This is a genomic window from Bacillus sp. FJAT-45037 (assembly GCF_002797325.1).
GTDB lineage: Bacteria > Bacillota > Bacilli > Bacillales > Bacillaceae_D > Alkalihalophilus.
On record NZ_KZ454938.1, the window covers coordinates 1,509,845 to 1,523,057 of the forward strand.

Annotated in this window: 15 protein-coding genes; 3 read left to right on the forward strand and 12 right to left on the reverse strand. The window is 39.4% G+C overall.

Features of this window, described 5'->3' with window-relative positions; all coding sequences use genetic code 11:
- Positions 1 to 1,620 carry a copper resistance D family protein gene (locus CDZ88_RS07695; RefSeq protein WP_100372983.1) on the reverse strand — a complete coding sequence of 540 codons (1,620 nt, stop codon included), beginning with the start codon at positions 1,618 to 1,620 and terminating at the stop codon, positions 1 to 3.
- Between the two features lie 3 nt (positions 1,621 to 1,623).
- Positions 1,624 to 2,202, reverse strand: a complete 579-nt coding sequence (locus CDZ88_RS07700; protein ID WP_157796502.1) for a copper resistance CopC family protein — start codon at positions 2,200 to 2,202, stop codon at positions 1,624 to 1,626.
- A 189-nt stretch (positions 2,203 to 2,391) separates the two neighbouring features.
- Between CDZ88_RS07700 and CDZ88_RS07705 the strand changes: the two genes are divergently transcribed.
- Positions 2,392 to 3,036: a TVP38/TMEM64 family protein gene (locus CDZ88_RS07705; protein ID WP_100372985.1), complete on the forward strand. Its 645-nt coding sequence runs from the start codon at positions 2,392 to 2,394 to the stop codon at positions 3,034 to 3,036.
- Here CDZ88_RS07705 and CDZ88_RS07710 read toward each other — a convergent pair.
- The 9 genes from CDZ88_RS07710 to acnA form a co-directional block, all read right to left on the reverse strand.
- Positions 3,031 to 3,513 carry a VanZ family protein gene (locus tag CDZ88_RS07710; RefSeq protein ID WP_100372986.1) on the reverse strand — a complete coding sequence of 161 codons (483 nt, stop codon included), beginning with the start codon at positions 3,511 to 3,513 and terminating at the stop codon, positions 3,031 to 3,033. The two genes, CDZ88_RS07705 and CDZ88_RS07710, sit on opposite strands and share 6 nt — an antisense overlap.
- A 145-nt stretch (positions 3,514 to 3,658) precedes the next feature.
- On the reverse strand, positions 3,659 to 3,799 hold the full coding sequence (locus CDZ88_RS07715) for an acid-soluble spore protein N (protein ID WP_100372987.1): 141 nt from the start codon (positions 3,797 to 3,799) through the stop codon (positions 3,659 to 3,661).
- Between the two features lie 63 nt (positions 3,800 to 3,862).
- Positions 3,863 to 3,991, reverse strand: coding sequence for an FbpB family small basic protein (locus tag CDZ88_RS07720; protein WP_100372988.1), 129 nt, complete (start codon positions 3,989 to 3,991; stop codon positions 3,863 to 3,865).
- Between the two features lie 58 nt (positions 3,992 to 4,049).
- Positions 4,050 to 4,778, reverse strand: coding sequence for a DUF421 domain-containing protein (locus CDZ88_RS07725; protein ID WP_100372989.1), 729 nt, complete (start codon positions 4,776 to 4,778; stop codon positions 4,050 to 4,052).
- A gap of 80 nt (positions 4,779 to 4,858) precedes the next feature.
- Positions 4,859 to 5,086 (reverse strand): DUF1657 domain-containing protein, encoded by a 228-nt coding sequence (locus CDZ88_RS07730; protein ID WP_100372990.1) that lies wholly within the window; start codon positions 5,084 to 5,086, stop codon positions 4,859 to 4,861.
- A gap of 10 nt (positions 5,087 to 5,096) precedes the next feature.
- Positions 5,097 to 5,240: a hypothetical protein gene (locus tag CDZ88_RS17600; RefSeq protein ID WP_198507834.1), complete on the reverse strand. Its 144-nt coding sequence runs from the start codon at positions 5,238 to 5,240 to the stop codon at positions 5,097 to 5,099.
- A 127-nt stretch (positions 5,241 to 5,367) separates the two neighbouring features.
- Positions 5,368 to 8,715, reverse strand: coding sequence for an efflux RND transporter permease subunit (locus CDZ88_RS07735; RefSeq protein ID WP_100372991.1), 3,348 nt, complete (start codon positions 8,713 to 8,715; stop codon positions 5,368 to 5,370).
- Positions 8,716 to 8,902: 187 nt separating this feature from the next.
- The gene (locus CDZ88_RS07740; protein WP_157796503.1) at positions 8,903 to 9,358 is read right to left on the reverse strand and encodes a MarR family winged helix-turn-helix transcriptional regulator; all 456 of its coding nucleotides are present in this window, start codon (positions 9,356 to 9,358) and stop codon (positions 8,903 to 8,905) included.
- A gap of 130 nt (positions 9,359 to 9,488) precedes the next feature.
- On the reverse strand, positions 9,489 to 12,206 hold the full coding sequence (gene acnA, locus CDZ88_RS07745) for an aconitate hydratase AcnA (protein WP_100372993.1): 2,718 nt from the start codon (positions 12,204 to 12,206) through the stop codon (positions 9,489 to 9,491).
- 274 nt (positions 12,207 to 12,480) lie between these two features.
- On the opposite strand from acnA, the gene sspO reads away from it, so the two are divergent.
- Positions 12,481 to 12,642, forward strand: a complete 162-nt coding sequence (gene sspO / locus CDZ88_RS07750) for a small acid-soluble spore protein O (RefSeq protein ID WP_100372994.1) — start codon at positions 12,481 to 12,483, stop codon at positions 12,640 to 12,642.
- A gap of 64 nt (positions 12,643 to 12,706) precedes the next feature.
- On the opposite strand, the gene CDZ88_RS07755 is transcribed toward sspO, so the two are convergent.
- A complete protein-coding gene (locus CDZ88_RS07755; protein WP_100372995.1) occupies positions 12,707 to 12,955 on the reverse strand; it encodes a hypothetical protein in 249 nt (82 codons plus the stop codon).
- Between the two features lie 110 nt (positions 12,956 to 13,065).
- On the opposite strand from CDZ88_RS07755, the gene CDZ88_RS07760 reads away from it, so the two are divergent.
- Complete coding sequence (locus tag CDZ88_RS07760) at positions 13,066 to 13,203, forward strand: small acid-soluble spore protein P (RefSeq protein ID WP_100372996.1); 138 nt, start codon at positions 13,066 to 13,068, stop codon at positions 13,201 to 13,203.
- The last annotated feature ends 10 nt before the right edge of the window (positions 13,204 to 13,213 follow it).

Consider the following 13,213-nt stretch of genomic DNA (forward strand, 5'->3'; position numbering starts at 1 on the left):
TTAATGGCAATAGACACCTTCTTCCATCACTTGACGTGCATACGTTTCGATAACGGTCCCATCATCTAATAAAAAGTCAATAGGATGCTGATCATTCCATAATTCATCACTTGATGTCCGGTTGATAAAGACTTGTTGTTCAAGCTCCGAAATATAAGAACCACCTTCGTAATGAATCTGCACTCGTGCTACATCGACAGGCTCTTGAATCATTCCAAATGTGACATACGTATAGCCAAATTGCAAATCACTAAATGCCCCGCTTTGAACACGGAAGGTTCTAATTTTCTGATCTTCTTCGGTCACTTTCGATCCACCTATTGTAAGCATCGAAGCAGGAAGTCGTTTCATTCCATCCGTTGTTTTCTCTAACACTTGTGCTACAAGATCTGCTTGATCGACCGTATAGATCACGATCACTCTAGTAGCATCGAGTTCTTCTTCCTTATGAATTGTTACGACAGAATCACTAGAGTACGTTGCCGAAATCGCTTCTTGTTTCGTCGCATAAACCGTTTCATCCATCACCATATCTATCGGTGTCGCCCCCATCATAAGAGAGAAGTAAAGCAAACCACTCGTACAAGCAAGCACAATCAATGGAACGATGATTCGACTTGATCTCACTAATATAAATAACGCTATTAAGAAAAGCACAAGCGACGCCATTAAGCTAATTAAAATCCCCGCACCAAACTCAATGCTAAGTGTTTGACCAGGTAAAATTGGCTGATCTACAAACCAGCTAAAGAGTGGCGAGATTGATTCCGTTTGCAAAGTATCAATAACTTCATGAGGTGGCGTCTGTTCTGTCATCCATGTTGTAATAGCAAGAACGAGTATGGCAACGATGCTTTCGATTTTAAACGATATCATAAGATTGCGTTCACTAATTCCTTTTTTCACAGAACGCATTAAAAAGCTATGACGAAACCCTAAAATTAGCAAAGGGATAAAGAGAATATGTTTTATGAGTAGTAACTGTCCATACGTGATCATCCAGGAGTTGACATATTGTGGAACTATATCGCCCATTAACAACAATCCCGTAGCAGTAATTGCTAACACACAAAGTACGGCTAACGGGCTAAACCACGCCGCAAACGCCTTCTTCTGATCGATTGACCGACTGAACCAAGCGATCACAAAAACAGGTCCTATCCAAGCTGACACAGCCAAAAGATGCACACTGTTTGAGATAAATCCCAAAACACCTGCAATCGAGGCTGCGTGACTAGCCCAGCCTGAAGACAAAACTAAAACCAACACAAGTAGTAATTGAATCATCCTGACTTGAAATGATCGTTGGTTGGAATAAGTCAACACAAAAAGAATGATCGTTCCAAAGAAACTGATAAGAGCTGATTGTCCGACAGCGTAAGTTAAGAAGACGGTTGGCAAGGCCTCAGCTAACCCTATAGAGAACTGTGTAACAAGAACATTCAATATGTTATAAACAGGCACAAGCAACAGTACTGGTACTAATGCTGTGACTGATAAGACGATTTTTTTCGGGATATGAATGCTCGGCCTGATTGATTGTGGAATAACAAGCAAGAGGTGATAACCGACCAATAGAAGAAAACTTAGCATTAAGAGCAGTTGACTTAATTCAACCATAGCCTATTGTTTCCTTCTCTTCGTAAACCACACAACTGCATACAATATGACACTTAAGAGCCCCAACAAAAGAATGATATGAATTATAGAGAAGCTTGTTGCCTCTTCATTCTCACTTCCGTCTTCATTCATTGATTCGTCCTCAACCACCTCTTCGGTCATTTCTTCTACTTGTTGGTCTTCCGCGATTTCTTCTTGCTCATTCTTTTCATTTTCTATTTGCCTAACTGATTCATCCACTGTAAAAGAATAGGCCCCCTCTGTCTGATGCGTATCAGCACCAATAGCCATCCAGTTTACCGTGTATTGACCAGGGGGAAGCTCTTGATCAAACTCCACTATCATAGTAGGACTGTCAATGATAATATCTCTAATTTCGACTTCTTCTTCGTTTTCGTTCAAAACAGTGACTGTACTAAACTGCTCAATACCACCATTGAAAAATAGCTCTAACCCTTCCACCGCTTCGCTTACAACCTCGTCTGCAGCTGGTTTTGATTCACTCACATAGGAATGAGCAAAAACAGTTGAAGGTAAAAGCATTGCAACCGCAAAAATAATGGTCATCCATACGATCTTCATCATATCATCCCTTCACCATATCCAAGTAATATACTATGTTTAATATACTATTTAACTTATGTTTCGTAAATGAAAAAGTCACTTTTATCTTTCATTACGGTCAATGAAATTGTTAAAAAGTCTTTCTCTTTTACGTTTCTTTAAACTATGAGAAGATATAGTGGGAAGAAAAATACGGAGGAACAAATCATGATTCGAAAACTATTCATTTTTATCCTATACGCACTCATTGCATTGTTGATTTATTGGTATGGTGATTCGATCCTTCAATGGATTCGCCAAGGGGGAGCAAACTATGTGATACTCACAGCTTTTTTAGCGACGATGTTTGCTTTATTTCCGATTATTCCATATCCCATTATCGGCGGAGTTTTAGGTGCTGTATATGGCCCTGCACTCGGTAGTTTGGTCACCTGGATCGGATCATCTATGGCATCCATTATTATGTTTGTCTTCGTAAGATTCGGTTATCAAGATTGGGGACTGAACATAGTCAACCGTTACAAATCTCTTTCTAAAGTGACCACTTTATTTGAGAAGAATGCCTTTATGACCATCTTTATAACACGATTAATACCAGTCATTCCGTCAATTATCGTCAATGTTTATTCTGCCTTAAGCCGTGTACGCTTCTTGTCTTATGCGATCGCCTCATCTCTTGGTAAGATGCCATCGATGATTTTGTTTGCTGTTGTCGGCAACTCTTTTGTAAATGATCCAAGTCAATTGATTGTAATTGGGGTTGCCTACCTTGTATTCCTAGGCCTCGTTTATGGAACGTACACTTTTTGGCAAAAGAAGGCGGAAAACAACGAAAAGCTCCCTGAATTATAGGGAGCTTTTTTGGTCATTTGTATAGACAATGATTCGATTTCGCGCCATTAATATCGTCATAGCCAACACAGCACCAAGCCATGTACCGAACGTATTTAATATTAGATCATCCACATTAGCAACACGATGTGTAAACATAAATTGACTCGTTTCAATCATGAGTGACACTAAAAAGCCAACGAACGTAACCAGTCCAATTATTCGAAGCCTTCGAACTAATAAGGTCAACAAAAATCCAAGGGGCATAAACATGACAATATTACCAAGTAAAATTTTTATCGGGTCAATAATCGTAGGACTAAACAGCGCTATGCGATAGATACTTCGAAATGGGACGAGGTTATAATTCCTACCTCCAGGGGCTGCTGCGCCAAGGGAGGCACCATAATTCCAAGCAAGTAGGGTAACATAGAACAATGAAAGAATGTAAAGGAAGAAGAAAATCCAAACCCATGTCTTCAGTTGAATGTTCTTCATGTTGATCCCCTACCTTCTCTTGTTTCTGTCTCTCTATTATTAAGGGTACATCTGCTTTTTGACAAGCACTTTCCCTCGACAAGATTCTAATTTCTCATATAAAAGGCCTAAAGACACGAATGGTCCTTAGGCTTTCTCGTATCAGCTATCCTTTCGGTGGAACATAATCCGGTTGCTGATTACTTTTTGTATTCATTTGTTTCCCTTTATTTGTTGTAGCTTCAACCGGTTGTGTTCCAGGATGATATGGTCTAAATTGAGCTGAAGTTGATTTTGCACTCTTCATGATTGATCCCCTCCTATTAATTAGGATGTCATCACGAGTGTGTCATCATACTGGAAATGATCGTTACTTTTCAATAGCGTGACGTTGCTCCCACCTTACTTCAATTTGCTCTAATAAGGCTTTATCTTTAAGAATTTGTTCTCTGTTTTCTCTCATTAGTTGCTCAAATGGCACTTTTCTGACTTTTCTCACTTGAAACACCCCTTTATCTTTTCAACAGTTTGGCATTAAAGAGAGTGTTTTATACATATTATCTGCCCTTTTTAACATGGTCCTTCGTATGTTTCGGACTAATGTAGACGTTTCCCGCTTCATCTATTGTCAGTACAAAAATTTCTTTAGGATTGGCATAACCATGTTTATGAATGAGATTATGTAACCAGTCAAGCGTACCAACGTTTTTAAGATTAGCTTCAATGATATGGCCATCTTCAATTATCACGCTAGGATAGCCCTTATTTGGTGCTTTTATTTGAAGGTCATTTGGTGTTGCACTATCATGTGCCGATTTCTTTATGACACTAATTTGTCCATTCATCTCAAGAACAGCATAGTCAACTTCATTCAAGTCAATCGCACCATTTAGACGCATATCCATCATAAAAGATTCAAGCGTAATTTTAACTCTTCTAAGTTGTTCATGTAAAATCACTCCATTTCTCAGCAAGATAATTGGCTCGTCTTCAATCACTCGACGGAAACGTGGTGTCTTTAGAGCAATAAAGCTTAAGGATAAATGAAGACCTGCAATCGTAGCAGCAGCAACGACTGGACCCGCTAAAGGTAGTGATCCATCTGTCAAAGGTTCGCCTAGAATGTCCCCAATGACGACACCAAAAATAAAATCCAGCGCATCAATAGAACCCATGGAACGTTGTCCGACAATCTTTACAATGAGAAAAATGTAAAGATATACAATTCCTGCCCGAATAAGAAACCCTATAATCGGTAACGTCTCTGACCCACTCCAAATCTCCATCTCTGCTTCCCTCCTTTGCGATTCCATGAGATAAAACCGAAGATAACATTCTTCGGTTTTATCTCATTTAAACGTGAGTGCTATTCTTGTTGTTGATTTTGTGCTGATTCTTGAAATTGAGGCTCTTCATTTAATACTTGCGAATAACGACCTTCGAGTAGCGTCAAAATATTCTTTTGTTGGTCAGCTAATTGTTCAAACATCTGTTTTGCCTTTTCATTTTCTGTCTCTAAGCTAAATTGAGTCAAACTCGCTTGGACCGATTGACATTCGGCTATTGCTTGTTGCATCTGTGTTTGTACGGTCATGTTACATCCCCTATGAACGTTGGTTTTTGTTCATTTTTTTTGCTTCAATTTCTGCATACGAGGCAAATTCTGTATCTGCATGATTGACTTTACCTTGAGCTTTTGCATTGTTATTGCGCTGAGCATTGGCGTTGCCTTTCTTTTGACGTCCCATACCATCATCTCCTTTGTTTCTATAAATGAACGTGCACCTTTATTGTGCGCCAATGGGACTGATTTATGAGGATATTTATTATTAGAAAAAAGCCACCTAATGGAATAGGCGGCTTATCTTTTGGTCATTATGAGCGATCCTTGTCGCTTGGATCATGATTGTTTTTCTCATGGTCATTTTTTGACGTATCAACAATTTGCTCAAGTAATTTTAAAATATCATTTTTCGATAAAGAGTCTGTCGAATTAGGTTTGTTCGTAGAATCACTCTCTTTTTCCAACTCTTGTGATTCCTCCTTGGCAGAACTCTTATCTTGTAGGGCTTGATCAAGTTCTTTCTCAACAAAACCATACTCACTAACACGTTCTGTCTCGACAGTCGGTGGTAGCGTTTTGGCACGGTCATTGACCTCGAAAAACTCTCCTTCTACCGTCACATAACGACGTTTTCTAGTCTGGTTATCAAACAAACTGTATACAACAGGGATCACAAACAAGGTAAGGAATGTACTACTAATTAAGCCACCAATAACAGCTAGGGCCATTGGCTGTTGGAGTTCAGCTCCTTCACCAAGTCCAAGTGCAAGTGGCACCATACCCAATATCGTTGTTGATGAAGTCATTAAAATTGGTCTTGTACGATCTTTTACCGAAACTACAAGCGCTTCAAAGGTCGATAACCCACTTGCTTTTCGTTGGTTCACATAATCAACAAGGACAATCGCATTGTTCACGACAATCCCAATCAAAACAATTAACCCGATAAATACCGTCACACTTAATGCTGTTTGTGTAACAATTAAAGCTAACGCCACTCCTATGACGACGAGTGGAACAGTGAACATAATGACAAATGGCATTTTAAATGATTCAAATTGTGCGGCCATCACGAGATAAATAAAGATGATCGCAAGGAGGATTGCAAGGCCCATGCTACCAATCGAATCTTCAAGTAGCTCTTGCTCACCACCATAACTAAATGACGTTTGATCATCTAACCCCACATCATCAACAGCCTCTTCTACTAATTGGCTAATATCACCGAGTGTCGTCGACGTGGAATAGAAAACTGTAAATTCCACAGCCTCTTCTTGTTCCATACGTTGAATCGTTGTAGGACCTTCACCATTTAAAATTTCAGCTACTTCGTTTAAAGCAATATATTCCCCATTACCATTTTGAAGTTGCAAGGTTTCAAGAGCTTCGAGATCTTCTGTAAATTCAGGATCAATCTTAACAAAGATATTAAATAAATTATTATCTTCTGTTTGAAGCGTTGAAGCCAGCTGCCCACGTGTTAAGTCATGCACTTGCTGAGCAATTTGTGCTGGTGCAAGTCCATTTTCCCTAGCTAAGTCTCTATCGACCTCAATTTGAATTTCTGGACTTGTCTCTTCAATACTTAGTTCAATTTCACGAACTTCACGTATCGATAGTAATTCTTCCTCTAATTCTTCAGCGGTTTCATACAATCTTATTGAGTTCGGATCACTAATTGTAAACACTAACGTATTCGCTTCTGTGCCTAGAGAACCAACCGTTGAAAGAGAAATCTCAGCATCACGATCAACACGACTCACGTCTGACTGAACCGATTCTATAAAATCACTTGTTGAAATGGTTCGTTGATCTTGTGGAACCATCGCAACAAAAATTTGAGCTTGATGGTCACCTGAGTTCCCCATCATTGCGTTTTGATCACTTGATCCTGCTGATGAAACGTAATCTGCAATTTCACGGTAATCGCCTAACATATCCTCTACAGCTTCAACGGTTTCTTGAGTACGCTCAACCGTTGTACCTTGTTCAAGGGCGATATCAACAGTGAAATTCCCTTGATCACTATCTGGGATCAATTCTGTTCCGACTTGGGTTAATCCTAATCCTCCGACAACAAGAAGAATCAACGTGATTGCTAATACGGCAAATCGATGTGTTAAAACCCATCGTGTCGAACGATCCATCCCTCTCATAAAGGAAGAGTCCATTCGTTTTGCTTCACGATCTTCATTAGGTTTTTTCAAGATTCTACTTGCGATCATCGGCACAACCGTTAGTGCAACAAGTAATGAAGCAAGTAAACTAAAGGATACAGCTAAAGCAAATTCTCTAAACAGGTTCGCAACTAGACCACTTATAAAGACGATTGGTAAGAAAACCGATACCGTCGTTAAAGTCGATGCAATAATTGCACCAGACACTTCTTTTGTTCCGTCTAATGCTGCCTCTTTAGGTTTTTTATTCATCGATAAGTGGCGATATATGTTTTCAATAACGACAATCGCATTATCCACGAGCATCCCAATCCCTAAGGCTAATCCCCCAAGACTCATTAAGTTCAATCCAATGCCAGCAAAGTATAAGAAGGCAAATGTAACAATGATCGAAAATGGTATTGCAATTCCAACAATAAGCGGTGTCTTTAAGTTCCGTAAGAAAAAGAATAAGACAAGCATCGCCAAGATTCCCCCGAAAATAAGGGCATTTGTTACACTGGCAATTGCTGAATTAATAAATTCTCCTTCATCAAATAGCATGACTGTGTTTAAATCTTCGTACTTCGAATCGTCAAGAAGATCGTTTAACCGATCATTGACTGCATTCGATACTTGCACGGTGTTTGATTCTGATTCCTTCATAATCGTAAATTGAATGGCAGGCTCTTGATTGGCACGTGTAATGACATTTGTATCCGCTGTTGCGACCTCAACCGTACCAAGATCCTCTAACAACAAATTGTTTCCGTCGGTTCCTACACCAACAACAAGTTCCCTTACCTCTTCAATCGCTACCAATTCGCTAATCACTCGTGTCGTTAAACTCAGATCTCCATCTAAGACAGTACCACCTGGCATGGTCAAATTATTCGATTGAATAACAGACACAACATCATCTTGTGTTAAATTGTTCGCGATCAATTCGTCTTGATTTAACGTAATTTGAATTTCCTCGATTAAGCTCCCTGCTTCATCGATACTTGCTACTCCCGGAACTTTTGTAAGTTCAAGTCTCATGTCATCGACTAAGTCTTGAATGCTTAAAATATCGTCTTCCCCTGTAATAGCCAGTTGCATCATCGGCATCATCGATGGATCAAACTTCAAGAAGCTCGGCTCATTCGCATCCTCAGGAAGAGGGGTTTGACGAATCGTGTTAATAATATCAAGTTCCACATCATCAATTGATGCTGTCCAACTAAATTCAAGTAAAATTAACGTCATTCCTTCACTTGTTGTCGAACTAATTTTCTTTAAACCTGAAGTCGTTGCAAGCTGACTCTCTAGAGGTTTCGTTACTTTATCTTGAACCTCCTCAGGACTCGCCCCTGAATAACTCGTTACTACCGCTGCAACAGGCGGGTTAATATTTGGGAACAATTGTAATGGTAAATTTGTAATGGATACAAACCCAAATATTAAGAAGAGCAGCATAGCCACAATCGTAAATTTCGGTCTCCTAATGGAAAAATTAGTCATCGTATTCTTTTTCTCCTTTATCTTGGCAACAGATGCTGCTTTTTTTACTTTCATACGTTGATTCTGTTCAAAGAATATTAGCTTTTATTCATACATTTACCGCAAAATAGTTTAATTACTTAACAGTTTTAATCCTAAATGATTCCAACACAGATGGCAACTGTTTTCCCTTATAAGGCGTTAGTCTTCACAATTTGTTCGAATTCTTCTTTTCTTCAACAATAATTTCATCTAATTTGCGTAATGTGTTTCGCACATGCTTTAAATCATCGATAGGCAATTTCGAAAGATAAATCGTCATCATTTTTTGTTCAAGTTTCATCAATTCTCGTTGTATTCTCTCTCCGTTAAACCCTAACTCAAGGTTTACTTCGCGTCGATTTTCACTGTTGATTTGACGAACAATGATTTTTTCATCTTCGAGCTTTGACATTGATTGACTCACCGCACTCTTTGAAATCTCAAAATACTGAGCAATTTCAGAGATCGTCGTCTCTGGTTTTTTCAAAATATGAAACAACATCGCTACTTGTCTTTTCGTTAAATGAAACTCATTTAAAATCTCGAGATCAGGAATAAAATGCTTCCCTATGCTTCTCATCACATCATCTAAATCCAATAAAATTTGTTTATATTCTTCCATCTTTAGCCACTCCATTATTCAGATTACCTTACTACTATGTACTAGCTTGATTTTAACAAGATTTTGCACAAAAAGAAATTCAGAACAAAAAACCAGCCTATCAGAATCGATAGACTGGTTAATCTGTGAATTAGATTTGTGCAATCTTGCTACGAAGTACCATTTGCAGAATACCACCGTGACGGTAGTAATCCATTTCTACATCACTGTCAAAACGTACAAGAACTTCAAACTCTTTCTTATTTCCGTCTTTAGCTGTTGCAACGACTTTCACCATTTCACGTGGTTGTACATTGTTTGTAATTTGAACATCAAATGCTTCTTCTCCAGTTAAACCAAGAGATTCTGCACTGTCGCCATCTTTAAATTGCAAAGGAAGAACACCCATAAGAACTAAGTTACTACGGTGAATACGCTCATAGCTCTCCGCAATAACTGTTTTAATTCCTAGCAAGTTCGTGCCTTTTGCAGCCCAGTCACGCGAGCTTCCCATGCCGTAATCTTTCCCAGCAAGAATCGCAAGACCTGTGCTTGTTTCTTTGTATCTCATCGCAGCATCATAAATACTCATCACATCACCAGTTGGCCAGAATGTTGTGAAACCACCTTCTGTACCTGGTGCGATTTGGTTACGGATACGAATGTTGGCAAACGTACCTCTCATCATAACATCATGGTTACCACGTCGTGAACCGTAAGAGTTGAAATCTCTAGGGTCAACACCTTTAGAAATTAAATACTTACCAGCTGGTGTATCTTTACCAATCGCACCTGCAGGAGAGATATGGTCTGTTGTAACCGTATCACCAAATTTACCAATAACACGTAAGCTAGATAATGGCTTGATGTCTTGTGGATCTTTTGAAAGACCTTCAAAGAACGGTGGGTTGGCAATGTAAGTGGACTCGTCATCCCACTTGTAAAGTGAGTCACTAGACGTTTCAATTTCATTCCAACGCTCATTGCTATCAAAGACGTCATGGTACTCACGACGGAATAGCTCAGGCGTAACCGTTTTGCTAACTACTTCTCTTACTTCTTCAGCCGTTGGCCAAATATCAGCAAAGAATACATCTTTACCATCTTTATCTTTTCCGATTGAATCGTTTTGAAGATCAATATCCACTGTACCAGCTAGTGCATACGCCACAACAAGTGGTGGAGATGCTAAGTAGTTAGCTTTTACTAGTGGATGAATACGGCCTTCAAAGTTACGGTTACCTGAAAGAACAGATGTCACCGTTAGATCGTTTGCTGCAACAGCTGCTTCGATCTCATCTTCAAGTGGTCCTGAGTTACCGATACATGTTGTACAGCCGTATCCAACAATGTTAAATCCAAGTTTCTCCATGTACGGAAGAAGACCAGAATCTGTTAAGTACCCCGTTACAACTTTTGAACCTGGTGCTAGGGAAGTTTTAACAAATGAAGGAACTTCTAAGCCAAGTTCTACTGCTCTTTTAGCGACAAGACCTGCCCCAACTAATACATATGGGTTAGATGTGTTTGTACAGCTCGTAATGGCAGCGATCGCGATTGACCCTGTCGTCATCTCAGCTTTACGACCATCCTTGAAGCTTACAGCTACTTTTTTATTGAATTCTTGTTCATCTAAACCAAGACCTTGTGTTCCTTGTGGTGCAACAACGGCCTCACGGAATGATTTTTGCATTCCTGAAAGTGGAATAAGATCTTGTGGACGCTTAGGACCAGCAAGGTTAGCTTCGATTTGCGAAAGATCAATTTCTAAAACATCTGTGTAAATAGGATCTGACGTTTCACCGGCAACATAGAATAGGTTGTTTTTACGAGAATACTCTTCTACAAGCTTAATTTGTTCCTCAGAACGACCAGTTAGTCTCATATAGTTAAGTGATTCTTCATCAACTGGGAAGAATCCACAAGTTGCACCATACTCTGGGGCCATGTTAGAGATCGTTGCACGGTCAGCTAAAGGCATTTCAGAAAGCCCTGGACCGAAGAACTCAACAAACTTCCCAACTACTTTTTTCTCACGAAGAGCTTGAGTTACTTTAAGTGCTACATCTGTTGCTGTAGTTCCACTTGGAAGTGACCCTACAAATTTACAGCCAATAACTTCAGGCACAGGGAAGTATGAAGGTTGTCCAAGCATTCCTGCTTCCGCTTCAATTCCACCTACACCCCATCCAAGTACACCGATTCCGTTAATCATCGTTGTATGAGAGTCAGTCCCTACTAAAGTATCAGGGAATGCTACTGTTTCACCGTCTTTTTCAACAGCATGAACAACATTCGCTAAGTACTCTAAGTTTACTTGGTGAACAATTCCTGTTGCTGGTGGAACCGCACGGTAATTATTGAATGCTTTTTTAGCCCAACTAAGGAAGTTATAACGCTCTCCGTTACGTTGGAATTCAAGGTTCATATTAAAATCAAGAGAATCACTTGTTCCTGCCTTGTCCACTTGAACTGAATGGTCAATAACAAGATCTACTGGAATTTCAGGGTTGATTTGCTCAGGGTCTCCACCCAAATCAGCCATAGCTTTACGTAAAGCCGCTAAGTCTACAACTGCCGGGACTCCTGTGAAGTCTTGAAGAATAACACGAGATGGTTTAAATGGAACATCGATATCTTTTAATTCGCTAGTTCCCCATTTCGCAAGGTTTTCGACATGCTCTTTTTTGATGACATAGCCATCATGTTGACGAAGCACCGACTCTAGTAATACCTTAATTGAATATGGCAATTTCGTAACATTACCTATCCCAGCATCTTCAAGTGCCTTTAGTGAGTAGTAATTATACGTCTTACCTTCGATTTCAAAAGACGAACGTGCATTAAAAACATCATGTTTGTTTGACATATGTATACCCTCCTTCTCTAGACTATCATACCGCAAACTGTCAAAATTGTCTAAATCTCTGACTTCGCTGTATGGATCCATACGGATAGTAAGCGCTTTAATTATTTATACGCGCACTTCCCTCTTAAGAATAGCAAAACTTGTCTGAAGAATAAATGGGTTTTTGAAATTTTTGTCGACAATTACGCAAAATTTATATAATAATTGCCTCTTGCCATTCATTTGCATAGAAATTAGCATCGGTTGTGCACAATAAGTGTCGGAGGTGACAATGATGACTAAGAAAAAAGCCAACCATCTGATCTCTGGAATGAATGATGCAAGTGGTCAAGGTAAGGGCGCTGGTTACAACTCTCAATTTAATCAAGAATCAGCAAACGAGCCTTTGACAGAAATGGAACGACAAAACAACAAAAAAACGAAAAAACGCCAATAAAATCGTTTTTTCATCTAAAAAAACAAACGAGGTAACCATTAAGACATGGCTGCCTCGTTTTTCGTTACAATTGTGTTTTCATATGTTCTAAAGCTTGTTGGTACTGTTCAAGCTCTGCTCGTTGATGTTCTGAAGCTACTTCTAACGCTTTTTGTATTTGTTGTGTCGCTTCTTCTACTTCCTGTGTCGCTCGTTTCGTATGAGTTCCATAATCAGCAGCATGACTATCGATGTTTCCTACTGCTTGTTCCGCTTGTGTTACGGCTTGTTGGGCTGCTTGAAACGCTTGTTGCTTGTTTTTTTGATAAGGCATGTTCTCTCCTCCCTCCTTTTTATCTTTCATCATTAGGATAAGAAAAAATTGAAGAATTATGCGCATACTGACAGACAAAATCCTCATACTAACGAGGAGGAGGGATGATCATGCCGGAACATAACACATTTAAAAGTCAACGAAAAAATGCACCTAAAGGGCAAAATCCTGGCCAACCAGCACCAATGAGCGGTTCAAAAAAAGTAAAAAAAGCTAATCATGTTGGGCAAACGGACGGCGAGGGTTAACACGATAAGC